Raw genomic sequence first — 24,171 nt, 5'->3', positions numbered from 1 at the left:
CGTCTGCAAAACTTTAAGAATCAACGAGAGGATTCACCATGTCTGTAATTAAGATGACCGATCTGGATCTGGCTGGTAAACGCGTTTTCATCCGTGCGGATCTGAACGTGCCAGTTAAAGATGGCAAAGTGACCAGTGACGCGCGTATCCGTGCATCTCTGCCAACCATCGAACTGGCTCTGAAGCAGGGTGCGAAAGTGATGGTGACCTCCCACCTGGGTCGTCCAACTGAAGGCGAGTACAACGAAGAGTTCTCTCTGCTGCCGGTTGTTAATTACCTGAAAGACAAACTGTCCAGCCCGGTTCGCCTGGTGAAAGATTACCTGGATGGCGTGGAAGTGGCTGCCGGTGAGCTGGTGGTGCTGGAAAACGTTCGCTTCAACAAAGGCGAGAAGAAAGACGACGAAGCACTCTCCAAAAAATACGCGGCGCTGTGCGACGTATTCGTAATGGATGCATTCGGTACTGCGCACCGTGCGCAGGCGTCTACCCACGGTATCGGTAAATTCGCAGACGTTGCGTGCGCTGGTCCTCTGCTGGCCGCGGAACTGGATGCGCTGGGTAAAGCACTGAAAGAGCCTGCTCGTCCAATGGTTGCCATCGTGGGTGGTTCTAAAGTTTCTACCAAACTGACCGTTCTGGATTCCCTGTCTAAAATCGCTGACCAGCTGATCGTTGGCGGTGGTATCGCGAACACCTTCGTTGCCGCTCAGGGCCACAACGTTGGTAAATCCCTGTATGAAGCAGACCTGGTTGACGAAGCCAAACGCCTGCTGGGCACCTGTGATATCCCGGTTCCAACCGATGTTCGCGTTGCCACTGAGTTCTCCGAAACGGCGACTGCTACCCTGAAATCTGTAAACGACATCAAAGATGAAGAGCAGATTCTGGACCTGGGCGACGTTTCTGCACAGAAACTGGCTGAAATCCTGAAAAACGCAAAAACTATCCTGTGGAACGGTCCTGTTGGCGTGTTCGAATTCCCGAACTTCCGTAAAGGGACTGAAATTGTTGCTAACGCTATCGCAGACAGCGAAGCGTTCTCTATCGCAGGCGGTGGTGACACCCTGGCAGCAATCGACCTGTTCGGTATCGCTGACAAAATCTCCTACATCTCCACTGGTGGCGGCGCATTCCTCGAATTCGTGGAAGGCAAAGTTCTGCCAGCAGTAGCAATGCTCGAAGAGCGCGCTAAGAAGTAAGCCATTCAAGGGCAGGGAAACCTGCCCAATTTTCAGCGCGCTTTAAGAGCTCGCACCTTTTCTAACGGCCGAAGATACAGGACTAAGCAACATGTCTAAAATTTTTGATTTCGTAAAACCTGGCGTGATCACTGGTGATGACGTTCAGAAAGTGTTCCAGGTAGCTAAAGAAAACAACTTTGCTCTGCCAGCAGTTAACTGCGTGGGTACTGACTCCATCAACGCCGTACTGGAAACCGCTGCAAAAGTTAAAGCACCGGTTATCGTACAGTTCTCTAACGGCGGCGCTGCGTTCATCGCAGGTAAAGGCGTGAAAACTGACATTCCTCAGGGTGCTGCAATCCTGGGCGCTATCTCTGGTGCGCACCACGTACACCAGATGGCTGAACACTACGGTGTTCCAGTTATCCTGCACACTGACCACTGCGCGAAGAAACTGCTGCCGTGGATCGACGGTCTGCTGGACGCGGGTGAAAAACACTTCGCGGCTACCGGTAAGCCACTGTTCTCTTCTCACATGATCGACCTGTCTGAAGAGTCTCTGGAAGAGAACATCGAGATCTGCTCCAAATACCTGGCGCGTATGTCCAAAATGGGCATGACCCTGGAAATCGAACTGGGTTGCACCGGCGGTGAAGAAGACGGCGTGGACAACAGCCACATGGACGCTTCTGCTCTGTACACTCAGCCAGAAGACGTTGATTACGCTTACACCGAGCTGAGCAAAATCAGCCCACGCTTCACCATTGCAGCGTCCTTCGGTAACGTACACGGCGTTTACAAACCAGGTAACGTGGTTCTGACCCCAACCATCCTGCGTGACTCTCAGGAATACGTGTCCAAGAAACACAACCTGCCGCACAACAGCCTGAACTTCGTCTTCCACGGCGGTTCCGGTTCTTCTGCTCAGGAAATCAAAGACTCCGTAAGCTACGGCGTAGTGAAAATGAACATCGATACCGACACCCAGTGGGCAACCTGGGACGGTATCCTGCAGTACTACAAAGCGAACGAAGCTTACCTGCAGGGCCAGCTGGGCAACCCGAAAGGCGAAGACCAGCCGAACAAGAAATACTACGATCCACGCGTATGGCTGCGCGCAGCGCAGACGTCCATGGTGACCCGTCTGGAGCAGGCATTCAAAGAGCTGAACGCGATCGACGTTCTGTAATTTGAGCTGCTGACAGCATCAGGAGGCCCGCAAACGCGGGCCTTTTTTTATGCTTTTTCAATACTCTGTCAGATCGGTTTTTGTGATCTGTTTGGCAAAACTTGCGCTTTTTGTTTACCCTTTACGGACCTGCCTGTCTCCATGGGGGATGGATTTGTGTTTTGGTTTAACAAAAGGAAGAATAAATGGAACAACTCGATGTTGTAGACAGCATCAATAACGCCGGTAACTGGCTGGTGCGCAACCAGGCGCTGCTGCTGAGCTACGCCGTGAATATCGTCGCGGCGATTGCCATCATCATCGTCGGGATGATCGTGGCGCGTATTGTATCGAATGCGGTCAACCGGGTGATGGTAGCGCGACATATCGACGCCACGGTGGCTGACTTCCTCTCTGCGCTGGTGCGCTATGGCATCATCGCGTTTACGCTGATTGCTGCACTGGGGCGCGTGGGGGTACAAACGGCATCGGTGATCGCCGTGCTTGGTGCCGCGGGTCTGGCTATTGGTCTGGCGTTACAGGGCTCGCTCTCAAACCTGGCTGCAGGCGTTCTGCTGGTCACCTTCCGTCCATTCCGTTCCGGTGAGTATGTTGATCTGGGCGGCATTGCCGGTACCGTACTGCAGGTACAAATTTTCTCTACCACTCTGCGTACCGTTGACGGGCGTATCGTTGTGGTCCCGAACGGGAAAATCATCGCGGGCAACATTATTAACTTTTCTCGCGAGCCGGTGCGCCGTAACGAGTTAATTATCAGCGTGGCGTATGATTCCGATATTGATCAGGTGAAATCGCTGATTGCTAACATCATCGCCTCCGATGATCGCATTCTGAAGGACAAAGAGCAGACCGTGCGCCTGCATGAGCTGGGTGCTTCCTCTATTAACTTCGTGGTGCGTATCTGGAGCAAAAGCAGCGATCTGCAAAACGTGTACTGGGACGTGCTGGAGCGCATTAAGCGCGAGTTTGACGCCAACGGCATCAGCTTCCCGTATCCGCAGATGGACGTAAACGTCAAAAAAGTAAAAGAAGCCGAATAACGTCTCCCGTAGGCCCGGTAAGCGTTAGCGCCACCGGGCTTATCTTTTATTAGCTATGCTAATACCCAATTAATATTATCAATTTCCTCTAATGTTCTTCTCGCAGTATAGTCTGCTCCAAAGACAATTCTGCGAGATAAATGTCATGTTATCGTATTATTTTCAGGGGCTTGCGTTAGGCGCAGCCATGATCCTTCCCCTCGGTCCGCAAAATGCGTTTGTCATGAACCAGGGGATTCGCCGCCAGTATCATCTGATGATTGCCCTGCTGTGCGCGGTAAGCGATTTACTGCTGATTTGTGCCGGGATTTTTGGCGGGAGTGCGCTGCTGATGCAGTCACCCTGGCTGCTGGCGCTGGTGACCTGGGGCGGGGTCGCCTTCCTGCTGTGGTACGGATTCGGTGCGTTAAAAACGGCAATGAGTAGTAACCTGGAGCTGGCGAGCGCCGAAGTGATGAAGCAGGGGCGCTGGAAGATCATCGTCACCATGCTGGCGGTAACGTGGCTTAACCCGCACGTCTATCTCGACACGTTTGTGGTGCTCGGGAGCCTGGGTGGGCAACTGGACGTTGAGCCGAAGCGCTGGTTTGCCCTGGGCACGGTGAGCGCCTCCTTCCTCTGGTTCTTTGGCCTCGCCATTCTGGCGGCGTGGCTGGCACCCCGTTTGCGTACCGCTAAAGCCCAGCGGATCATCAACACGCTGGTGGGCCTGGTGATGTGGGTCATTGCCTTTCAGCTGGCGAAAGAGGGGATTCATCATGTTCAGGGATTGTTCAACTAAGCGTTGTCTTATGGACAACTGAGCAGGACCCGCTAAGCTTGCTGGCATGCGCCCTGTTGTTAGGGCACTCTTCGCAACATGGAGGAATGACAGTGAAGTTTAACGTGATGGCCCTGGCGGCATTAGTAAGTTTGGGTGCGGTGTCTGTTCAGGCGAATGAATTGCCAAATGGCCCGCACATCGTCACTTCCGGCACCGCCAGCGTGGATGCGGTACCGGATGTTGCGACGCTGGCAATTGAAGTCAACGTAGCCGCGAAGGATGCCGCTTCCGCCAAGAAGCAGGCTGACGATCGTGTTGCGCAATATCTCTCTTTCCTGGAGCAGAACGGTGTTGCCAAAAAAGACATCAGCTCTGCGAACCTGCGTACTCAGCCCGATTACGACTACCAGAACGGCAAAAGTATCCTGAAAGGCTATCGCGCGGTGCGTAGCGTTGAGGTGACCGTCCGCCAGCTGGATAAGCTGAACTCCCTTCTGGATGGCGCGTTGAAGGCGGGTCTGAACGAAATTCGTTCCGTCTCACTGGGCGTTGCGCAACCGGAGAAATACAAAGACGAAGCGCGTAAAGCGGCAATTGACGATGCGATGCATCAGGCGCAGCAGCTGGCCGCTGGCTTTAAGAGTAAGCTCGGCCCGGTGTATAGCGTGCGTTACCACGTCTCTAACTATCAGCCAAGCCCGATGGTACGGATGATGAAAGCCGATGCGGCGCCGGTATCTGCTCAGGAAAGTTATGAGCAGCCGACCATTCAGTTCGACGATCAGGTTGATGTGGTGTTCCAGCTGGAGCCGACGCAAACTCAGCAAACTGAGACGGCTAAGGCGCAGTAATTTGCCCTCACCCTAACCCTCTCCCACAGGGAGAGGGAATTCAAGCGATTAATCCTGTCTCAACACCTTGTGCCCGTATGCCAGCAGCGCGTCGGTGACGTTGCGCATCATGCGGCTTTCCGGCGCAAAACGGTGCCAGTAAAGCATCCGGCGCTGATACAGTCCCGGCGTCAAATCAATCAGCTCACCGCTTTTCAACTCCTTTTCAATCTGCAGGTGCGGGATCATGCAGCAGGTGGTTCCCTGACGCGCAAGCTGCACGAAGGCCTCAGACGAGTTCACGATGTGGCATGGCACGCTGCCCGGCGGCAGGTCGAAGTTTTGTTGCAGGAAAGCCTGATGCATATCATCCAGATGGTCGAACGCCACGGCAGGTGCCTTAAGCAGCGCGGCGCGGGTGACGCCATTGGGGAAGTAGCGCTCCGCAAAGGCTTTTGAACCGACAAACAGGTAATCCAGCGCGCCCAGTTGATCCACCAGGCAGCTTGGCAGTGCCTGAGGCTGAATACTGACTGCCCCGACCACTTCACCGCGACGCAGGCGTTCCTGGGTGCGGGTTTCATCTTCAACCTGCAGATTAAGACGGATAGGGGAATCGGCCAGGACCGGGGCGAGGGCGGGCAGCAGCCAGGTTGCCAGACTGTCGGCGTTCACCGCCAGTGACAGCAGCAACGGCGTAGAACCCGTTTGTTCATCACCCAGCCATTCGTCTTCCAGCAGTTCAACCTGACGCAGCAGGGCGAGGAGCTTTTGTCCTTGCTCTGTTGGACGCGGTGGCACGGTACGCACCAGCAGTGGCTGCCCGAACATGTTTTCAAGCTGTTTGATACGCTGTGATACGGCGGACTGAGTAATACACAGCTTTTGCGCTGCGCGCTCAAAACCGCGTTCACGAATAACTGCATCAAGTGCCTGTAGTGTTCTGTAGTCCGGACGTTTCATTGCTCTGGCTTACTCCTTAATTTTGCTTAATCTGCACTATGACACAATTTTCCCTTTGTGGCAGACGAATTCCACCTCACGTGTTCTATAATGCGCCCTAAGTTTTCATACCACAGGCAAAACGATCATGACGCAGGATGAACTGAAAAAAGCAGTAGGATGGGCCGCGCTCCAGTACGTGCAACCGGGTACTATCGTCGGTGTGGGTACGGGGTCGACGGCGGCACACTTTATCGATGCGCTGGGCACGATGAAGGGGCAAATCGAGGGCGCGGTTTCGAGCTCCGATGCTTCCACGGAAAAGCTGAAAAGCCTCGGCATTACCGTTTTCGATCTGAACGAAGTGGACCGTCTGGGGATCTACGTTGATGGCGCGGATGAAATCAACGGGCATATGCAGATGATCAAAGGCGGCGGCGCAGCGCTGACGCGTGAAAAGATCATCGCCTCCGTGGCCGATAAATTCATCTGTATCGCGGATGCATCCAAGCAGGTTGATATTCTGGGTAAATTCCCGCTTCCGGTTGAAGTGATCCCAATGGCGCGCAGCGCCGTGGCACGTGAGCTGGTAAAACTGGGCGGACGTCCTGAATACCGTCAGGGTGTGGTCACCGATAACGGCAACGTGATCCTCGACGTTCATGGCCTGGAAATTCTCGACGCGATCGCGCTCGAAAACGCCATCAACGGCATTCCGGGCGTGGTAACAGTAGGGTTATTCGCCAACCGTGGCGCGGATGTTGCGCTGATCGGCACGGCTGATGGCGTGAAAACCATCGTAAAATGATCTGACGGGGGGAGTCCTCCCCCCGCTAAAAAAATTTTGAAAAGCTAAATTCGGTGACTTGTGTCACGTTTTTTGCCCCTCTCTTGCTGAACCTTCCGCATTCACAAATATTTACAGCATTTTACTCTGCTATTTTGCACTGTATGACTTTTCTTCAGAGTGCCGACGCAAACGTTCATATTGCTGCAATAGTTTTTTTTGATATGTTGGCTAAGCGGATTTCAATCCAGCACAACATCAGTTCAGACAAAAAAACAGGGTCGGGTAAATGGCAAAGGTATCACTGGAGAAAGACAAGATTAAATTCCTGCTAGTAGAAGGCGTGCATCAAAAAGCACTTGATAGCCTTCGCGCGGCAGGTTACACCAACATCGAATTTCACAAAGGCGCGCTGGATACTGAAGAGCTGAAAGCGTCCATCCGTGATGCCCACTTCATCGGCCTGCGATCCCGTACTCACCTGACTGAAGATGTTATTGCGGCGGCGGAAAAGCTGGTCGCTATCGGCTGTTTCTGCATCGGTACCAACCAGGTTGACCTGAATGCTGCCGCAAAACGCGGTATCCCGGTCTTTAACGCCCCGTTCTCCAACACCCGTTCCGTGGCGGAGCTGGTGATTGGCGAACTGCTGCTGCTGCTGCGTGGTATTCCGGAAGCCAACGCCAAAGCCCACCGCGGCGTGTGGAACAAACTGGCCGCGGGCTCTTATGAAGCGCGCGGTAAAAAGCTGGGTATCATTGGTTACGGCCACATTGGTACCCAACTGGGTATCCTGGCTGAATCCCTGGGCATGCATGTTTACTTCTACGACATTGAAAGCAAACTGCCGCTGGGGAACGCCACTCAGGTTCAACATCTTTCTGACCTGCTGAACATGAGCGACGTGGTGAGCCTGCATGTGCCGGAAAACGCCTCAACCAAAAATATGATGGGCGCGGAAGAGCTGGCGCTGATGAAGCCAGGTTCCCTGCTGATCAACGCCGCACGCGGTACGGTTGTCGACATTCCCGCGCTGTGCGATGCCCTGAAGCGTAAGCATCTGGCGGGGGCGGCTATCGACGTCTTCCCGACGGAGCCTGCAACCAACAGCGATCCATTTAACTCTCCGCTGTGCGAGTTCGACAACGTGATCCTGACGCCACACATCGGTGGCTCTACTCAGGAAGCGCAGGAGAACATCGGTCTGGAAGTGGCGGGTAAATTGAGTAAATACTCCGATAACGGTTCAACGCTCTCTGCCGTTAACTTCCCGGAAGTGTCGCTGCCGCTGCACGGTGGCCGTCGTCTGCTGCACATTCACGAAAACCGTCCGGGCGTGCTGACCGCCATCAACCAGATCTTTGCTGAGCAGAGTGTCAACATTGCCGCGCAGTATCTGCAAACCAACTCGCAGATGGGCTATGTGGTTATTGATATCGAAGCAGATGAAGATGTGGCCGAGAAAGCGCTGCAGAGCATGAAGGCCATTCCGGGGACGATTCGCGCGCGTCTGCTGTACTGAGGGTGTGAGGTAAATGCAAAACGGTAACGATAGTTACCGTTTTTTATTTTTTTCTCCCTCTCCCGGTGGGAGAGGGCTGGGGTGAGGGCATCAGGCTGCACGCCTGTTTCACCATTCCCACAACTTCGATGGCGTCACCACCGCCGGCAACGGCACATCCCACTTCTCGACCGGCAAGGCGTCTACCGCCTGGCAATCATGCGCATAACCCACCGGCTGCAACCCGTACTGCTGCCAGTTTTGCAACGTTCTGTCATAGAACCCCCCGCCCATTCCTAAACGCTGGCCCTGTTCATCAAACGCCACCAGCGGCGTAATCAGCACGTCCAGCTGTGACAGCGGCAGCACGTCGCGCACATCCAGCTTCGGCTCGGTGATTTTCAGACGATTCACAACCAGTTCGCTGTGCGGGTGGTAGTGCAGAAACAGCAGGTTCCCTGCGCTAAACGGATGCAGCACCGGCAAATAGACCCGCTTTCCGGCTCGCCAGAGTTGTTCAATGAGTGGCTGCGTATCCAGCTCACCATCAAAAGAGAGAAACAGCGCGACGGTATGCGCCATTACTACAGGCGGATACGCCATCATGCGTGCCGCGGCCTGCTGGGCAAAATGCGCTTGCTGTTCAGGGGTTAACGCCCGGCGACGTTGTCGAATGAGTTGACGAATATCCTGGCGTGAGGCAGAAACTTCAGGGAATTGAGTCATGGTAGTGGTAGAAGAAGAGTGAGGGAATCTCCGAGATGCCGCCGCAGGCTGTAACCCTTGAACCCTTGGTTCAAGGTGAATGTGTCGTCATAGTTTTAAGGCTTCTCGGACGAACCGAGCATGCTCACCAACCATGGAGCGCCACATTCTTGTGGTATGAAATATCGGCTCAGGGGACTGGCCCGCTTGCGAACATCTCAGAGAAATTTTGTCTTCACAGTTACTCTACCATAGTCAACTGAGAAGTGTTATTCAAACTTTGGTCCCGGTCTTTCGGGATTGCGACCTTGATCAAGCAACGCCTGTTCTATGGTCTGCTGGAGCATTTTAATGCGCTGCTCCATGCTTGCCGCGTAGTCGCGGGTCTTCGCTTTTTCCTGAGTCAGTTCATAGCTGATGTTCAACGCGGCGATAAAAACCAGCTGCTCAGTATTTGTGACTCTAGTGCGTTCTTTGAGATCTTGCAACCGCTGATTCAAATCGTCCGCAGCCTGATTCAAAGCATCCCTTTGTTCAGGAGGACAATTCACTCGCAGTGAACGGCCAAAAATCTGGAGATCGACGGGTTGTGCAGACATGCCACCTTCCTGCTGATTGACTGCGCTGCCTTCGCTTACTGCCCCGGGGGCTGCGAAGGGGCGACACTATAGCTACCCTGATGTGAAGATACAAGCCCTTTTCTGGTATCACCAGGGTCCAAAGTGGTAGCATATCATGAATATTCCTCCCTTTGATGACGAAAGCTCATGTCTATACAGAACGAAATGCCTGGTTACAACGATTTAAACCAGTTACTGAACCAGCAGGGTGTGGGTTTAACCCCTGCCGAAATGCACGGTCTGATCAGTGGCATGCTATGCGGCGGAAACAGCGACAGCTCATGGCAGCCGCTGATCCACGACCTGACGAACGAAGGGCTGGCGTTTGGTCATGAACTGGCGGAAGCGCTGCGAAAAATGCACTCGGCAATCAGCGATTCGCTGGAGGACGATGGCTTCCTTTTTCAGCTTTATCTGCCTGAAGGCGACGATGTCAGCGTGTTCGATCGCGCCGATGCGCTGGCCGGTTGGGTAAACCACTATCTGTTGGGGCTGGGCGTAACGCAGCCTAAGCTTGATAAAGTGACCGGCGAAGCGGGTGAAGCGATCGACGATCTGCGTAACATCGCGCAACTGGGTTACGACGAAGAAGAAGATCAGGAAGAGCTGGAGATGTCTCTCGAAGAGATTATCGAGTACGTTCGCGTGGCGGCACTGCTGTGCCACGATAACTTCACCCGCTCGCAGCCAACCGCACCGGAAGTTCGTAAGCCAACCTTACATTAAGAAAAATAACGCACAGGAGGGTGTCATGGTTATCTCGCATCAAGAGTATTCCCGTCGTCGTCAGGCGCTGCTGGCAAAAATGCAGCCCGGAAGCGCTGCGCTGATTTTTGCCGCGCCCGAAGTGACGCGCAGTGCTGACAGTGAATACCCCTATCGCCAGAACAGCGATTTCTGGTACTTCACCGGGTTCAATGAACCGGAAGCGGTACTGGTGCTGATCAAGAGCAATGACACCCACAACCACAGCGTGATTTTCAACCGCATACGGGATCTCAGCGCGGAGATCTGGTTTGGTCGCCGCCTGGGGCAAGAGGCCGCGCCCGCGAAACTGGGTGTGGACCGTGCGCTGGCGTTCAGCGAAATCAACCAGCAGCTCTATCAGTTGCTGAACGGGCTGGATGTGCTTTACCACGCGCAGGGTGAGTATGCGTACGCCGATGAGATAGTCTTCACCGCGCTGGATAAGCTGCGTAAAGGCTCCCGGCAGAATCTCTCCGCCCCGGCCACGCTGACGGACTGGCGCCCGGTGGTCCACGAGATGCGCCTGTTTAAATCGCAGGAAGAGCTGGACGTGATGCGTCGTGCAGGCGAAATCAGCGCGCTGGCTCACACAAGGGCGATGGAAAAGTGCCATCCCGGCCTGTTTGAATATCAGCTGGAAGGCGAGATTCACCACGAGTTTAACCGCCACGGCGCGCGTTATCCCTCTTACAACACCATTGTCGGCGGCGGTGAAAACGGCTGCATTCTGCACTACACCGAAAATGAAAGTGAACTGCGTGACGGCGATCTGGTGCTGATTGATGCAGGCTGTGAATATCAGGGCTATGCGGGCGACATCACCCGTACGTTCCCGGTGAACGGTAAGTTCACTCCCGCGCAGCGCGAAATTTATGACATCGTTCTTGAATCACTTGAAACCGCGCTGAAGCTCTATCGCCCCGGCACCTCCATCCAGGAAGTGACCGGCGAAGTGGTGCGCATCATGATTACCGGCCTCGTAAGGCTCGGGATTCTGAATGGTGATGTGGATACCCTGATTGCTGAAAATGCGCATCGCCCCTACTTTATGCACGGCCTGAGCCACTGGCTGGGGCTGGATGTGCATGATGTGGGTGCGTATGGTTCAGAACGTTCTCGCGTGCTGGAGCCGGGTATGGTGCTGACCGTTGAACCGGGGCTCTACATTGCGCCGGATGCCGACGTGCCGGAAGCGTACCGTGGAATTGGTATTCGCATCGAAGATGACATTGTCATCACCGAAACCGGTAACGAAAACCTGACCGCGGGCGTGGTGAAAAACGCCGATGACATTGAGGCGCTGATGGCAGCGGCACGCCCATGAGCGTGATTATCGTTGGTGGGGGGATGACGGGAGCTACGCTGGCGCTGGCCATCTCGCATTTGACGAAAGGGCAACTTCCGGTCCATCTGGTGGAGGCCGTGGCGCCAGAGGCGTCCGACCATCCCGGTTTTGATGCCCGCGCCATTGCCCTGGCTCAGGGGACCTGCCAGCAGCTCGCTCGAATTGGCATCTGGCAGGCGATTGCGGATTGTGCGACGGCAATTAACACCGTTCACGTCAGCGATCGTGGCCATGCCGGGTTTGTGACGCTGGACGCGCAGGATTACCGCATTGATGCCCTGGGTCGGGTGGTTGAACTTCACGACGTCGGGCTGCGTCTGTTCCGTTTATTGCAGGATGCCCCGGGCGTGACGCTCCATTGCCCGGCACGCGTCGCCAGCTTCAGCCGCAGCGAAGCGGCGGTCAGCGTGACGCTGGAAAACGGCACGGTTCTGGATGGCCAGCTTCTGGTCGCCGCCGATGGTTCACGTTCTGCGCTTGGCACCCAGTGCGGCGTGGAATGGCGCGCCCAGCCTTACGGACAGGTCGCCGTTATTGCTAACGTTTCTACGGCGGGAGAACACAACGGCAGGGCGTTTGAACGTTTCACTCAGCACGGCCCGCTGGCCATGCTGCCGATGTCAAACGGACGCTGCTCGCTGGTGTGGTGTCATCCCCAGGATAAAGCGGCTGACGTTGAGGCCTGGTCCGACGACCGTTTCTGTACCGAACTGCAAAAAGCCTTTGGCTGGCGGCTGGGGCGTATTACCCATGCGGGAAAACGCGCTGTTTACCCGCTGTCGCTGACCACGGCATCTCAGTCCATCTCCCATCGCGTGGCGCTGGTCGGCAATGCCGCGCAGACGTTGCACCCAATCGCCGGGCAAGGCTTCAACCTTGGGCTACGCGACGTGATGAGCCTGGCAGAGACTCTGTCTCAGGCGTGGCATGAGCAAAAAGATTGCGGTGCGTATCCGGTGCTCAGCCATTATCAGAAGCGACGCCGGGCCGATAAAGAAGCGACTATCGGCGTCACCGATGGCCTGGTACATCTGTTTGCCAATCGCTGGGCACCGCTGGTTGCAGGCCGCAACCTTGGGCTGATGGCGATGGAATTATTCATTCCGGCACGTGACGTGCTGGCGCAGCGGACCCTTGGTTGGGTCGCGCGTTAAGGAGTTATCATCGTGCAAAATGTTGATGTCGCCATTGTGGGCGGCGGAATGGTAGGGCTGGCGCTGGCCTGTGGTTTAGAGGGCAGCGGTCTGCGCGTGGCCGTGCTGGAGCAAAATCTGCCTCAGCCCGTTGCGCACGATGCGCCGCCGGAACTGCGCGTCTCGGCAATCAATGCCGCCAGCGAAAAACTACTGACGCGCCTTGGCGTCTGGTCAGATATCGTGGCGCAGCGTGCCAGTTGCTATCACGGAATGGAAGTGTGGGATAAAGACAGCTTTGGCCATATCGCGTTTGATGATGAAAGCATGGGCTATAGCCATCTGGGTCATATCATCGAAAATGCCGTCATTCACCATGCGTTATGGCAAAAAGCGCAATCCTGCAGCGATATCACCCTGATGGCGCCCGCGCAAATCCAGCAGGTGGCATGGGGCGAAAACGAAGCGTTTCTCACCCTGCAGAGCGGCGACATGCTTACCGCGCGGCTGGTGGTGGGCGCGGATGGCGCAAACTCGTGGCTGCGTAACAAGGCGGATATTCCCCTGACCTTCTGGGATTATCGTCATCATGCGCTGGTAGCAACCATCCGTACTGAAGAGCCGCACGGCGGCGTTGCGCGCCAGATTTTCCATAACGACGGTATTCTGGCATTTCTGCCGCTGAGCGATCCGCACCTGTGCTCGATCGTCTGGTCTCTGGTGCCGGAAAAAGCACAGCTGATGCGCGAGGCGACGCCAGAGGCGTTTAATCAGGCGCTGTGCATGGCGTTTGATAACCGTCTTGGTCTGTGCACCCTTGAGAGCGAACGCCTGGTATTCCCGTTGACCGGCCGTTACGCGCGCCAGTTTGCGGCGCACCGTCTCGCGCTGGTGGGTGACGCGGCGCATACCATTCATCCGCTGGCCGGACAGGGAGTTAACCTTGGCTTTATGGATGCGGCAGAGCTGGTGAATGAGCTGCGCCGTCTGCACCGCGAAGGTAAAGACATTGGCCAGCATCTCTACCTGCGTCGCTACGAACGCAGCCGCAAGCACAGCGCGGCGGTGATGCTGGCAGGCATGCAGGGCTTCCGCGAGCTGTTTGCCGGGGCAAATCCGGCGAAAAAACTGCTGCGCGACATCGGCCTGAAACTGGCCGACACCCTTCCGGGCGTAAAACCTCAACTCCTTCGTCAGGCGATGGGTCTTAACGATCTGCCCGACTGGTTACGTTAATCTCGATCCCCGTCACACTTTATTTACCCGGCCTCTGCGCCGGGTAAATATCCTCGTTTGAAATAATCTAATTTCACGCCATTTTTCGCATTAGATAATCTAATCTGGCTATTTTTACGTTACGGAAATTTGGCCCGTTTTTCCGCATGAAATATCACCATGTGCTAAATATTGTTAGATCGTTGTTAATTTTATGCGGGTTGAATCGCATTTTACCAGTGAATAACTCTGTAGGCTTTTCAGCGTTTTTTGGTCATAAGCTAATGTGATGACCTGTTTTACCTTATGGTTAACCGTCGGTTTCGGTGGTAAGTTCAGGTAAAAGAGAACGTTTGCGTCGGTGCCGAATGACGGGGCCGATACCGGGATTCACGGTGAATTTTTCAACGAGGAAAAGATGGCTCAACAGACTCCTTTGTACGAACAACACGTGTTATGCGGTGCACGTATGGTGGACTTTCATGGCTGGATGATGCCGCTGCATTACGGCTCCCAGATTGATGAACACCACGCAGTGCGTACCGATGCCGGTATGTTCGACGTCTCCCACATGACAATTGTCGACCTGCGCGGTAGCCGCACCCGGGAGTTTTTGCGTTATCTGCTGGCAAACGACGTCGCAAAACTGAAGACGCCAGGTAAAGCGCTCTATACCGGCATACTAAATGCCTCTGGCGGCGTGATTGACGACCTTATCGTCTACTACTTCACTGAAGATTTCTTCCGCCTCGTTGTAAACTCCGCCACCCGCGAAAAAGACCTCTCCTGGATTACCCAACACGCTGAACCGTATGCCATCGACATCACCGTCCGTGATGATCTGTCGCTGATCGCCGTACAGGGGCCGAACGCGCAGGCGAAAGCCGCCACGCTGTTCAACAACGAGCAGCGTGAAGCCACCGCTGGCATGAAGCCGTTCTTCGGCGTGCAGGCGGGCGATCTGTTTATCGCCACCACCGGCTATACCGGTGAAGCGGGCTATGAAATTGCTATGCCGAATGAAAAAGCCGCCGACTTCTGGCGTGCGCTGGTGGAAGCGGGCGTCAAGCCAGCAGGACTGGGCGCGCGCGATACGCTGCGTCTGGAAGCGGGCATGAACCTTTATGGTCAGGAGATGGACGAAAGCGTCTCTCCACTGGCCGCTAACATGGGCTGGACCATCGCGTGGGAACCGGCTGACCGCGAATTTATTGGCCGTGAAGCGCTGGAGATGCAGCGCGAAAAGGGCACTGAACAGCTGGTTGGCCTGGTGATGAAGGAAAAAGGCGTGCTGCGCGGCGAACTGCCGGTACGTTTTACCGATGCAGACGGCAATCCGCGTGAAGGCGTGATCACCAGCGGTACCTTCTCCCCGACGCTGGGCTACAGTATTGCACTGGCACGCGTGCCGGCCGGCATTGGCGAAACGGCGGTGGTACAGATCCGCAACCGCGAAATGCCGGTCCACGTGACCAAACCGATTTTTGTTCGCGCCGGTAAGCCGGTCGCCTAATCATTTTTATCAGGAGAACTTCAATGAGCAATGTGCCAGCAGAACTGAAATACAGCAAAGAACACGAGTGGCTGCGCAAAGAGGCGGACGGCTCTTATACCGTTGGGATCACCGAGCACGCGCAAGAGCTGCTGGGCGACATGGTGTTTGTTGACCTGCCGGAAGTGGGCGCGACCGTTAGCGCAGGCGATGACTGCGCTGTCGCGGAATCTGTTAAGGCGGCATCCGATATCTATGCACCGGTGAGCGGCGAAATCATTGCCGTCAACGACGCGCTGAGCGACTCCCCGGAACTGGTCAACAGCGAACCGTATGAAGGCGGCTGGATCTTTAAGATCAAAGCCAGCGACGAATCACAGGTTGCTGCGCTGCTGGATGCCACCGCATACGAAGCCCTGTTAGAAGACGAGTAAGCCATTATCCCTCTCCCTCCGGGAGAGGACAGGGGTGAGGGTGCCCATCTTCCCCTCACCCTAACCCTCTCCCGGTGGGAGAGGGAACTTATATTCACTGCACGTTTCAGGAACCATCGCTCATGACACAGACTTTAAGCCAGCTTGAAAACCGTGGCGCCTTCATTGAACGTCACATAGGGCCGGATGCTCAGCAACAGCAGGAGATGCTGAAGACAGTTGGCGCGGATTCATTAGACGCACTGATCGGCCAGATCGTGCCAAAAGACATCCAGCTTGCCACGCCACCACAGGTGGGCGAGGCGACGACTGAATTTGCTGCGCTGGCAGAATTAAAGGCCATTGCAGCCCTTAACAAGCGCTATAAGTCTTACATTGGCATGGGTTATACCAACGTGCAGTTACCGCCGGTGATCCTGCGCAACATGCTGGAAAACCCGGGCTGGTATACCGCGTATACCCCCTATCAGCCGGAAGTGTCCCAGGGCCGTCTGGAAGCGCTGTTGAACTTCCAGCAGGTGACCCTGGATCTGACCGGTCTCGACATCGCCTCTGCGTCTCTGCTGGATGAAGCGACCGCCGCGGCAGAAGCCATGGCAATGGCGAAACGCGTGAGCAAGCTGAAAAACGCCAACCGCTTCTTCGTGGCGGCGGATGTTCATCCGCAGACGCTGGACGTGGTACGCACTCGTGCGGAAACCTTTGGCTTCGACGTGATTGTCGACGATGCCGACAAAGTACTGGATCACCAGGATGTCTTTGGCGTGCTGCTACAGCAGGTGGGCACCACCGGCGAAGTGCATGACTACAGCGCGCTGATGACCGAACTCAAATCCCGCAAAGTCGTTGTCAGCGTCGCCGCTGATTTTATGGCACTGGTACTGTTGACGGCGCCTGGCAAACAGGGTGCGGATATCGTCTTCGGCTCTGCGCAGCGCTTCGGCGTGCCGATGGGCTACGGCGGCCCGCACGCGGCATTCTTTGCGGCAAAAGATGAATTCAAACGCTCCATGCCTGGCCGTATTATCGGTGTGTCAAAAGACGCTGCCGGTAACACTGCGCTGCGCATGGCGATGCAGACGCGTGAGCAGCATATTCGCCGCGAGAAAGCGAACTCCAACATTTGTACCTCGCAGGTTCTGCTGGCTAACATTGCCAGCCTGTATGCGGTGTTCCATGGTCCGGTTGGCCTGAAACGCATCGCCAGCCGCATTCACCGTCTGGCCGATATTCTGGCCTGCGGTCTGCAGCAGAAAGGCCTCAAACTGCGTCACGCTCACTACTTCGACACCCTGTGCGTTGAAGTGGCGGACAAAGCGGCGGTGCTGGCGCGTGCTGATGCGGCGCAAATCAACCTGCGCAGCGACATCCATAACGCGGTCGGCATCACCCTCGATGAATCCACCACCCGTGTAGATATCGTCAACCTGTTTAACGTGTTGCTGGGCGACGCGCACGGTCTGGATATTGATACGCTGGACAAAGAGGTCGCGCTCGACAGCCGCTCAATTCAGGAAAGCATGCTGCGTAACGATGCGATCCTGACGCACCCGGTCTTTAACCGCTACCACAGCGAAACCGAGATGATGCGTTACATGCACTCTCTGGAGCGCAAGGATCTGGCGCTGAACCAGGCGATGATCCCGCTGGGTTCCTGCACCATGAAGCTGAACGCGGCGGCGGAGATGATCCCTATCACCTGGCCTGAGTTTGCCGAGCTGCACCCGTTCTGCCCGGCCGAACAGGCGGAAGGGTATCACCTGATGATCAACCAGCTCTCCGACTGGCTGGTGAAACTGACGGGTTACGATGCGCTCTGCATGCAGCCAAACTCAGGTGCGCAGGGTGAGTACGCCGGTCTGCTGGCGATCCGCCACTATCACGAGAGCCGTAACGAAGGCCACCGTGATATCTGCCTGATCCCAAGCTCTGCCCACGGCACCAACCCGGCCTCCGCCCAGATGGCGGGGATGGAAGTGGTCGTGGTGGCGTGCGATAAGAACGGCAACATTGACCTCGCTGACCTGCGTGCGAAAGCCGAACAGGCGGGCGATAAGCTCTCCTGCATCATGGTGACCTACCCGTCGACTCACGGCGTGTACGAAGAGACCATCCGTGAAGTGTGTGAAGTGGTGCATCAGTTTGGCGGCCAGGTCTATCTCGACGGTGCGAACATGAATGCGCAGGTGGGCATCACCTCGCCGGGCTTCATCGGCGCGGACGTTTCGCACCTGAACCTGCATAAAACCTTCTGCATTCCGCACGGCGGTGGCGGCCCGGGTATGGGGCCAATCGGCGTGAAAGCACACCTGGCACCGTTTGTTCCAGGCCATAGCGTGGTGCAGATCGAAGGGATGCTGACCCGTCAGGGCGCGGTGTCAGCGGCACCGTTTGGTAGCGCCTCTATCCTGCCAATCAGCTGGATGTACATCCGCATGATGGGCGCGGAAGGGCTGAAGAAGGCAAGCCAGGTGGCGATCCTGAACGCTAACTACATCGCGACCCGCCTCAAGTCGGCCTACCCAGTGCTCTACACCGGTCGTGATGGCCGCGTGGCGCACGAGTGCATTCTGGATATTCGTCCGCTGAAAGAGCAGACCGGCATTAGCGAGCTGGATATTGCCAAACGTCTTATCGACTATGGATTCCATGCGCCAACCATGTCGTTCCCGGTTGCGGGTACGCTGATGGTGGAGCCAACGGAGTCCGAGAGCAAAGCCGAGCTGGACCGCTTTATTGATGCGATGCTGGCCATCCGCATGGAGATCGACCGCGTGCAGGACGGCGAATGGACGCTGGAAGACAACCCGCTGGTCAATGCGCCGCACACGCAGCATGAAATGGTGGCGGAGTGGAATCACGGTTACAGCCGTGAACTGGCGGTCTTCCCGGCCGGTGTGGCAAACAAATACTGGCCAACCGTGAAACGTCTTGATGACGTCTACGGTGACCGTAATCTGTTCTGCTCCTGCGTACCAATGAGCGAATACCAGTAATCGTGTTGATGTAGTAACGTAGGCCGGGTATGGCGAAGCCGCCATACCCGGCTTTTTTATTGGGAGAAAAGAATGGGTATTGCACTTGTAACAGGCGCCAGCCGCGGTATCGGTAAAGCCACCGCGCTGCAGCTGGCAAACGAAGGCTACACCGTGGCGGTGAATTATCACCACAATATCAAGGCTGCGACGGACGTTATCAACCAGATCGTCGGGGCGGGCGGTAAAGCCTTTGCCCTGCGCGCAGATATTAGCGATGAAGCGCAGGTACTGGCGATGTTCGACAGTCTTGACCGAGAAGCTGAGCCGCTGACCGCGCTGGTGAATAACGCCGGGATCCTGTTTGAGCAATCCACTATCGAAAATCTTTCGGCTGAACGCATTAATCGCGTGCTGGCAACCAACGTCACGGGGTATTTCCTTTGCTGCCGTGAAGCGGTAAAGCGTATGTCGCACAAACATGGCGGCAAGGGTGGGGCGATTGTGAATGTCTCCTCCGCGGCGTCACGACTGGGCGCACCGGGTGAGTATGTGGATTACGCGGCGTCCAAAGGGGCGGTGGATTCACTGACAACCGGGTTAGCGCTGGAAGTGGCGGCGCAAGGTATCCGCGTTAACTGCGTGCGCCCTGGGCTTATCTATACCGACATCCATGCCGACGGTGGAGAGCCGGGACGTGTGGATCGCGTTAAGTCGTTGCTGCCGATGCAGCGCGGCGGCCAGCCTGAAGAGGTAGCCCAGGCGATTGTCTGGCTGCTGAGCGAGAAAGCGTCGTACGTGACGGGCAGTTTTATTGAGTTAGCGGGCGGGAAGTAAACCCCTTACCCTAACCCTCTCCCCAAAAGGGAGAGGGGATCAATCGTAGCGCCGCCCGGCGTTACAGAGTTAAAGCGTCTCACCGTGACTGGCAATCACACCTTTATACCACTCGAAGCTTTTCTTACGGGAGCGCGACATGTCGCCCGTGCCGTCGTCGTGCTTGTTCACGTAGATAAAACCATAGCGCTTGCTGTACTGGCCGGTGGTGAACGACACGCAGTCGATACAGCCCCACGGCGTATAACCCATCAGGTCCACGCCATCATGCGTCACGGCTTTGATCATCTCTTCCACGTGAGCGCGCAGATAATCGATGCGGTAGTCGTCGTTAATGCTGCCATCTTCTTCCACTTTATCGTAGGCGCCAAAACCGTTCTCGACGATAAACAGCGGTTTCTGATAACGCTCGTATAGCTCACACAGAGAGTAGCGCAGACCCACAGGGTCAATCTGCCAGCCCCAGTCAGAGGCTTTCACATGCGGGTTGGGCACGCTGCCTTCAAAGCCTGAAATTGCATCGCCGGTACCGCCTTCTGCTTTGACGGCGTTAGTCATGTAATAGCTGAAACCTAAGTAGTCGCAGGTACCTTCACGCAGGATCTGCTCATCACCCGGCTCCATGTTAATGTTGAAACCACGGCGCTCCCACTCATTCAGTACATAAGACGGGTAATAACCGCGCAGCTGAACGTCGGTAAAGACATAGCGTTCACGCATGGATTCCTGGGCAAACATCACGTCCTCCGGTTTACAGGAGAACGGATAGAGCGCCACCATCGCCAGCATACAGCCGACCTTCATTTCCGGGTTAATACGACGCGCAGCTTTCACTGCCAGGGCGCTTGCCACAAACTGATGATGCAGCACCTGGTACATGGTCTCTTCCGGGTTGTCGTGCTCGGTATAGACCACACCGGAGCAGCAGTAACCGAACAGCGGGGCACGCCAGTTACGCTGGTTGTTGATTTCGTTGAAGGTCATCCAGTATTTGACCTTGTTTTTGTAACGCTCGAAGACCACTTCCGCGAAACGGACAAAGAAATCGACCACTTTACGGTTGGTCCAGGCGCCATATTCCTGCACCAGGTGCAGCGGCATTTCGAAGTGGGAGAGGGTGATCACCGGCTCGATGTTGTACTTCAGCAACTCATCGAACAGATCGTCGTAAAACTTCAGCCCTTCTTCATTGGGCTGCGTTTCGTCACCTTTCGGGAAGATGCGCGTCCAGGCGATAGAGGTGCGGAAACATTTGAAGCCCATCTCGGCAAACAGCTTGATGTCTTCTTTGTAGTGGCCGTGAAAGTCGATGGCCTCGTGGTTTGGGTAGTATTTACCCGGCACCACTTCCTGGGTGATTTCACGGGGAACGCCATGCGCGCCACCGGTCAGCACGTCACAGATGCTCGGCCCTTTGCCGCCTTTGTTCCAGCCGCCTTCCACCTGGTGAGCAGCAACCGCGCCGCCCCATAAAAAATCTTTTGGTAAGGTTAATTTTTTCATCGTTGCTATTCTCAATTCATGACTTATTGGAATCGAGTCTAGCAAAGCGACATTAAATGTCACGATATAACAATTTGCCTGAATTGTAATTTGTTACATGCAAAAAACAGGATGTTTTATTCTGTTAATTTCTTCGCCAGTTTACGCCCGAGCGACTCCAGAATATAAATAACGGGGATTTGGGTGGTGATATCATACACGCCTGCAATACGCGTCTGGGGAACATGCCAGGAGAGATTAAAATCGGCCAGTTTTGCCAGCCGCGAGTGCTCATGGCTGGTAATGGAGAGTACCTTGCAGTGATGCAGGCTGAACTGGCTGGCGAAGCGCAGGATCTCTTCCGTTTCACCGGATACCGACAGTACAATCGCCAGCGCATTTTTGGCCATATCATTGGTCACCGGGAAATAAGGATCGTCGATATGGTTGCTGAATTTACCGATATTAGAAAAGAAGCGTGCACCATATTTTGCCAGCGAGCCTGAGGTCCCCGCACCGACAAAGATAATTCGCTCGGACGATAATATTATCTCCACCGCTTCATCTAATAATGTATCGAACTCTTCATTATTAACGCTTTTAAAGAAGCTGATAATTTCACTGGCACCAAAATTTATCTGCTGAGGCTCATTCTGCTCCAGATAGAGCTTAAAGCGTACGCGAAATTCAGAGTAGCCTTCGCAGTTGAGTTTGCGGCAAAAGCGCAGGATAGTGGTGGTGGAGACACCCGCCGCGTCCGCCAGTTCGCGGATAGTCATGTACATCACTTTGTCACGATTTTTGATGACATAGTTGTAGACCATCATCTCCAGATTATTGAGACTGGCAATGGCGGCGTGGGTGAACATACTCACAGTGGCATAACTCTCATTCAGACTTCATTGGCCCATCATAACATGCAGCCAGAGGGCAGGATCCATTTTTATGCCTTTGATTCATAATGATTAAATTTTAATGTGAACAAATGTAAGGTGAAACTGTTTTTTATATCTATGATTTTTATATATAAATTATGGATTGAAATTATTTTAGCTAACAGGTGTTCACTGGAATCATTCTCAGTTAGCATAGTCATGCGATGAATAATCATCTTTCGTTTTCCCGGAGTTTTGTATGGTGAGCAGACCATTAATCGCACAGGGATATTCACTGGCTGAGGAAGTAGCCAACAGCATCAGCCACGGCATTGGCCTGGTGTTTGGGATTGTCGGTTTAGTGTTATTACTGGTGCAGGCGGTGGACACCAACGCCAGTGCCATGGCCATTACCAGCTACAGCCTGTATGGCGGGAGTATGATCCTGCTGTTTCTGGCGTCGACGCTGTATCACGCCATTCCGCATCAGCGGGCGAAGATATGGCTAAAAAAATTTGACCACTGCGCTATCTATCTTCTTATTGCAGGCACCTACACGCCATTCCTGCTGGTGGGGTTGAACTCACCGCTGTCGCGTGGCCTGATGATTGTGATCTGGAGCCTGGCGCTGCTGGGGATCCTCTTTAAGCTGACCATTGCGCACCGGTTTAAGGTGCTGTCGCTGGTGACCTACCTGACGATGGGCTGGCTGTCGCTGATAGTGGTTTATCAGCTGGCGATTAAGCTGGCGGTAGGGGGCGTGACCCTGCTTGCCGTAGGCGGCGTGGTCTACTCGTTGGGCGTCATTTTCTATGTCTGCAAGCGCATCCCTTATAACCATGCCATCTGGCACGGCTTTGTACTTGGGGGCAGCGTGTGTCACTTCCTGGCAATTTATTTGTATGTGGGGCAGGTGTAGTTTTTACATCTTGCGGCCTGTTGCCCTCACCCTAACCCTCTCCCACAGCGAGAGGGAGAACATCAAAACCGTAGGCCCGGTAAGCGCAGCGCCACCGGGCGATACAGCATCACTCTTCCAGTGAATACGGCAGCGGCTCAATACTCAAGGTATTGGCATCATCACGCACGCGGAACACGCTGTCGGCTTCCATGTCGTTGTTCATCACCGCCTGCACCAGCAGACGGCCATCATCCAGCTGAACGGCGGCTAACACGGTGCCGGTACGGCGCCAGTTTTCACCCATCTTCAGTTCTAAATCTTCACCTGCTTCCGGTACACGGCTGGCGTGACCCGCCAGTGTCCACAGCGCGCGCTTATTCGCGCCGCGGAATTTTGCCCGCGCGACCATCTCCTGGCCGGTGTAACAGCCTTTTTTAAAGCTGATGCCGCCCAGCGCCTGCAGGTTGGTCGCCTGCGGAATAAACTGCGCGCTGTTGGCCGCGTCAATCACCGGCAGACCCGCTTCAATGTTCAGTGCCAGCCACTGTTGGCTGTTATTGAACTGGGCTTCACCGCGCAGGGCCTCAGTTACGCGCTCGGCGGTCGCGGCGTCGGTCACCAGCAGGAAACGCTCTGCAGGATGTTCAAACCACAGGATGGAGGTCTCACCTTCGCTAACCAGCTGTTTTTCTGCATCCGGCAGTTCGTTGAACAGGTTTTTCAGCGCGGCACGCGCCTGAAAACCGGCCACGCCCAGCAGCACGTGCTCGTCATCTGGCGCAATCGTGACTTTAGAAAAGATCGCATATTTCTTCAGCTCTTTAAGCTGGTCATCACGCAGGCTGCGGCGCTCAATAAAGGCAAAGCCATCCTGACGGCGGAACAGACGCAGGTTGCTCCACATTTTGCCTTTTGGATCGCAATGCGCAGCCAGCAGGTGCTGATGTTCGGTCATCTGGCTCACGTCTGCCGTGACCTGGCCCTGAAGGTATTTTTCGGCGTCGGCACCAACGAGTGTGGCCAGTGCCCAGTCATCAAGAGAAATAAGCGTCAGCGGCAGACGCGCAGAGGCGGCGGGCTGGCGAGGAGAAAATGGTGTAAATGCCATAACGGTATCCTGAATTGCTTAACGCTTTGATAATGCCTAATGGTAAAAGAGACTACAGCCATTGCA

At 55.1% G+C, this 24,171-nt stretch carries 22 protein-coding genes and 1 other RNA gene; 16 read left to right on the top strand and 7 right to left on the bottom strand.

Annotated elements, in window-relative coordinates; translation table 11 throughout:
- Positions 1-38 precede the first annotated feature (38 nt).
- The 5 genes from pgk (at position 39) to ACQG2G_RS17920 (ending at position 5,027) form a co-directional block, all read left to right on the top strand.
- Positions 39-1,202: a phosphoglycerate kinase gene (gene pgk / locus ACQG2G_RS17940; protein ID WP_013098635.1), complete on the top strand. Its 1,164-nt coding sequence runs from the start codon at positions 39-41 to the stop codon at positions 1,200-1,202.
- Between the two features lie 91 nt (positions 1,203-1,293).
- Positions 1,294-2,373 (top strand): class II fructose-bisphosphate aldolase, encoded by a 1,080-nt coding sequence (gene fbaA / locus ACQG2G_RS17935; RefSeq protein ID WP_013098634.1) that lies wholly within the window; start codon positions 1,294-1,296, stop codon positions 2,371-2,373.
- A gap of 185 nt (positions 2,374-2,558) precedes the next feature.
- Complete coding sequence (locus ACQG2G_RS17930) at positions 2,559-3,413, top strand: small-conductance mechanosensitive channel MscS (protein ID WP_013098633.1); 855 nt, start codon at positions 2,559-2,561, stop codon at positions 3,411-3,413.
- Between the two features lie 145 nt (positions 3,414-3,558).
- Positions 3,559-4,194, top strand: a complete 636-nt coding sequence (gene argO, locus ACQG2G_RS17925) for an arginine exporter ArgO (RefSeq protein WP_061771667.1) — start codon at positions 3,559-3,561, stop codon at positions 4,192-4,194.
- A 92-nt stretch (positions 4,195-4,286) separates the two neighbouring features.
- Entirely contained in the window at positions 4,287-5,027 is a 741-nt protein-coding gene (locus ACQG2G_RS17920) for an oxidative stress defense protein (protein ID WP_013098631.1), read from the top strand.
- A 48-nt stretch (positions 5,028-5,075) separates the two neighbouring features.
- On the opposite strand, the gene argP is transcribed toward ACQG2G_RS17920, so the two are convergent.
- Positions 5,076-5,969: a DNA-binding transcriptional regulator ArgP gene (argP, locus tag ACQG2G_RS17915; RefSeq protein WP_008499727.1), complete on the bottom strand. Its 894-nt coding sequence runs from the start codon at positions 5,967-5,969 to the stop codon at positions 5,076-5,078.
- Positions 5,970-6,096: 127 nt separating this feature from the next.
- On the opposite strand from argP, the gene rpiA reads away from it, so the two are divergent.
- Complete coding sequence (gene rpiA / locus ACQG2G_RS17910) at positions 6,097-6,756, top strand: ribose-5-phosphate isomerase RpiA (RefSeq protein WP_013098630.1); 660 nt, start codon at positions 6,097-6,099, stop codon at positions 6,754-6,756.
- A gap of 268 nt (positions 6,757-7,024) precedes the next feature.
- Positions 7,025-8,257 carry a phosphoglycerate dehydrogenase gene (serA, locus tag ACQG2G_RS17905; protein WP_013098629.1) on the top strand — a complete coding sequence of 411 codons (1,233 nt, stop codon included), beginning with the start codon at positions 7,025-7,027 and terminating at the stop codon, positions 8,255-8,257.
- Positions 8,258-8,365: 108 nt separating this feature from the next.
- On the opposite strand, the gene ACQG2G_RS17900 is transcribed toward serA, so the two are convergent.
- From ACQG2G_RS17900 to zapA, 3 genes are all read right to left on the bottom strand, one after another.
- Positions 8,366-8,962, bottom strand: a complete 597-nt coding sequence (locus ACQG2G_RS17900; protein ID WP_058660761.1) for a 5-formyltetrahydrofolate cyclo-ligase — start codon at positions 8,960-8,962, stop codon at positions 8,366-8,368.
- 23 nt (positions 8,963-8,985) lie between these two features.
- A non-coding RNA gene (ssrS, locus tag ACQG2G_RS17895) (6S RNA) lies at positions 8,986-9,169 on the bottom strand.
- 41 nt (positions 9,170-9,210) lie between these two features.
- A complete protein-coding gene (zapA, locus tag ACQG2G_RS17890; protein WP_006811891.1) occupies positions 9,211-9,540 on the bottom strand; it encodes a cell division protein ZapA in 330 nt (109 codons plus the stop codon).
- A 168-nt stretch (positions 9,541-9,708) separates the two neighbouring features.
- On the opposite strand from zapA, the gene ACQG2G_RS17885 reads away from it, so the two are divergent.
- The 8 genes from ACQG2G_RS17885 to ACQG2G_RS17850 all read left to right on the top strand — a co-directional run bounded on the left by ACQG2G_RS17885 (position 9,709) and on the right by ACQG2G_RS17850 (position 19,739).
- A complete protein-coding gene (locus ACQG2G_RS17885) occupies positions 9,709-10,287 on the top strand; it encodes a YecA family protein (protein ID WP_013098627.1) in 579 nt (192 codons plus the stop codon).
- A 31-nt stretch (positions 10,288-10,318) separates the two neighbouring features.
- Positions 10,319-11,632 (top strand): Xaa-Pro aminopeptidase, encoded by a 1,314-nt coding sequence (pepP, locus tag ACQG2G_RS17880; RefSeq protein WP_096897022.1) that lies wholly within the window; start codon positions 10,319-10,321, stop codon positions 11,630-11,632.
- Positions 11,629-12,807: a 2-octaprenyl-6-methoxyphenyl hydroxylase gene (gene ubiH / locus ACQG2G_RS17875; protein WP_020687080.1), complete on the top strand. Its 1,179-nt coding sequence runs from the start codon at positions 11,629-11,631 to the stop codon at positions 12,805-12,807. Before pepP ends, ubiH begins: the two co-directional genes overlap by 4 nt.
- Before the next feature lie 12 nt (positions 12,808-12,819).
- On the top strand, positions 12,820-14,022 hold the full coding sequence (gene ubiI / locus ACQG2G_RS17870; protein WP_061771668.1) for an FAD-dependent 2-octaprenylphenol hydroxylase: 1,203 nt from the start codon (positions 12,820-12,822) through the stop codon (positions 14,020-14,022).
- A gap of 397 nt (positions 14,023-14,419) precedes the next feature.
- A complete protein-coding gene (gcvT, locus tag ACQG2G_RS17865; RefSeq protein WP_061773042.1) occupies positions 14,420-15,514 on the top strand; it encodes a glycine cleavage system aminomethyltransferase GcvT in 1,095 nt (364 codons plus the stop codon).
- A gap of 23 nt (positions 15,515-15,537) precedes the next feature.
- Positions 15,538-15,927, top strand: coding sequence for a glycine cleavage system protein GcvH (gcvH, locus tag ACQG2G_RS17860; protein WP_013098622.1), 390 nt, complete (start codon positions 15,538-15,540; stop codon positions 15,925-15,927).
- A 122-nt stretch (positions 15,928-16,049) separates the two neighbouring features.
- Positions 16,050-18,923, top strand: a complete 2,874-nt coding sequence (gcvP, locus tag ACQG2G_RS17855) for an aminomethyl-transferring glycine dehydrogenase (RefSeq protein ID WP_029883155.1) — start codon at positions 16,050-16,052, stop codon at positions 18,921-18,923.
- 72 nt (positions 18,924-18,995) lie between these two features.
- Entirely contained in the window at positions 18,996-19,739 is a 744-nt protein-coding gene (locus ACQG2G_RS17850; RefSeq protein WP_013098620.1) for an SDR family oxidoreductase, read from the top strand.
- Between the two features lie 69 nt (positions 19,740-19,808).
- Here ACQG2G_RS17850 and ACQG2G_RS17845 read toward each other — a convergent pair whose 3' ends face one another.
- Both ACQG2G_RS17845 and ACQG2G_RS17840 read right to left on the bottom strand, forming a co-directional pair.
- The gene (locus tag ACQG2G_RS17845) at positions 19,809-21,242 is read right to left on the bottom strand and encodes a 6-phospho-beta-glucosidase (protein WP_061771669.1); all 1,434 of its coding nucleotides are present in this window, start codon (positions 21,240-21,242) and stop codon (positions 19,809-19,811) included.
- Positions 21,243-21,358: 116 nt separating this feature from the next.
- Positions 21,359-22,090 carry a MurR/RpiR family transcriptional regulator gene (locus ACQG2G_RS17840; protein WP_020687085.1) on the bottom strand — a complete coding sequence of 244 codons (732 nt, stop codon included), beginning with the start codon at positions 22,088-22,090 and terminating at the stop codon, positions 21,359-21,361.
- A gap of 265 nt (positions 22,091-22,355) precedes the next feature.
- On the opposite strand from ACQG2G_RS17840, the gene trhA reads away from it, so the two are divergent.
- The gene (gene trhA / locus ACQG2G_RS17835; RefSeq protein WP_003863433.1) at positions 22,356-23,015 is read left to right on the top strand and encodes a PAQR family membrane homeostasis protein TrhA; all 660 of its coding nucleotides are present in this window, start codon (positions 22,356-22,358) and stop codon (positions 23,013-23,015) included.
- Between the two features lie 109 nt (positions 23,016-23,124).
- Here the strand turns inward: trhA and ygfZ are convergent, their stop codons facing one another.
- Positions 23,125-24,105, bottom strand: a complete 981-nt coding sequence (ygfZ, locus tag ACQG2G_RS17830) for a tRNA-modifying protein YgfZ (protein WP_248078896.1) — start codon at positions 24,103-24,105, stop codon at positions 23,125-23,127.
- Positions 24,106-24,171: the final 66 nt, after the last annotated feature.

Origin of the sequence: Enterobacter cloacae complex sp. 382A5, assembly GCF_050031095.1 — a bacterium.
In the GTDB taxonomy this organism is placed as follows: domain Bacteria; phylum Pseudomonadota; class Gammaproteobacteria; order Enterobacterales; family Enterobacteriaceae; genus Enterobacter; species Enterobacter cloacae.
Note: the sequence above shows the minus strand (reverse complement) of the source record. Positions and strands in the feature narration are given on the sequence as shown.

What these genes read in the sequence shown, in the direction of transcription:
- fbaA (WP_013098634.1), top strand. Translation starts at nt 1,294, where the DNA reads ATGTCTAAAATTTTTGATTTCGTAAAACCTGGCGTGATCACTGGTGAT.
- pgk (WP_013098635.1), top strand. Translation starts at nt 39, where the DNA reads ATGTCTGTAATTAAGATGACCGATCTGGATCTGGCTGGTAAACGCGTT.
- zapA (WP_006811891.1), bottom strand. Translation starts at nt 9,540, where the DNA reads ATGTCTGCACAACCCGTCGATCTCCAGATTTTTGGCCGTTCACTGCGA.
- ACQG2G_RS17850 (WP_013098620.1), top strand. Translation starts at nt 18,996, where the DNA reads ATGGGTATTGCACTTGTAACAGGCGCCAGCCGCGGTATCGGTAAAGCC.
- trhA (WP_003863433.1), top strand. Translation starts at nt 22,356, where the DNA reads ATGGTGAGCAGACCATTAATCGCACAGGGATATTCACTGGCTGAGGAA.
- ygfZ (WP_248078896.1), bottom strand. Translation starts at nt 24,105, where the DNA reads ATGGCATTTACACCATTTTCTCCTCGCCAGCCCGCCGCCTCTGCGCGT.
- argP (WP_008499727.1), bottom strand. Translation starts at nt 5,969, where the DNA reads ATGAAACGTCCGGACTACAGAACACTACAGGCACTTGATGCAGTTATT.
- ACQG2G_RS17845 (WP_061771669.1), bottom strand. Translation starts at nt 21,242, where the DNA reads ATGAAAAAATTAACCTTACCAAAAGATTTTTTATGGGGCGGCGCGGTT.
- gcvP (WP_029883155.1), top strand. Translation starts at nt 16,050, where the DNA reads ATGACACAGACTTTAAGCCAGCTTGAAAACCGTGGCGCCTTCATTGAA.
- ubiH (WP_020687080.1), top strand. Translation starts at nt 11,629, where the DNA reads ATGAGCGTGATTATCGTTGGTGGGGGGATGACGGGAGCTACGCTGGCG.
- ACQG2G_RS17840 (WP_020687085.1), bottom strand. Translation starts at nt 22,090, where the DNA reads ATGTTCACCCACGCCGCCATTGCCAGTCTCAATAATCTGGAGATGATG.
- gcvT (WP_061773042.1), top strand. Translation starts at nt 14,420, where the DNA reads ATGGCTCAACAGACTCCTTTGTACGAACAACACGTGTTATGCGGTGCA.
- ACQG2G_RS17900 (WP_058660761.1), bottom strand. Translation starts at nt 8,962, where the DNA reads ATGACTCAATTCCCTGAAGTTTCTGCCTCACGCCAGGATATTCGTCAA.
- serA (WP_013098629.1), top strand. Translation starts at nt 7,025, where the DNA reads ATGGCAAAGGTATCACTGGAGAAAGACAAGATTAAATTCCTGCTAGTA.
- ACQG2G_RS17930 (WP_013098633.1), top strand. Translation starts at nt 2,559, where the DNA reads ATGGAACAACTCGATGTTGTAGACAGCATCAATAACGCCGGTAACTGG.
- rpiA (WP_013098630.1), top strand. Translation starts at nt 6,097, where the DNA reads ATGACGCAGGATGAACTGAAAAAAGCAGTAGGATGGGCCGCGCTCCAG.
- ACQG2G_RS17885 (WP_013098627.1), top strand. Translation starts at nt 9,709, where the DNA reads ATGTCTATACAGAACGAAATGCCTGGTTACAACGATTTAAACCAGTTA.
- gcvH (WP_013098622.1), top strand. Translation starts at nt 15,538, where the DNA reads ATGAGCAATGTGCCAGCAGAACTGAAATACAGCAAAGAACACGAGTGG.
- argO (WP_061771667.1), top strand. Translation starts at nt 3,559, where the DNA reads ATGTTATCGTATTATTTTCAGGGGCTTGCGTTAGGCGCAGCCATGATC.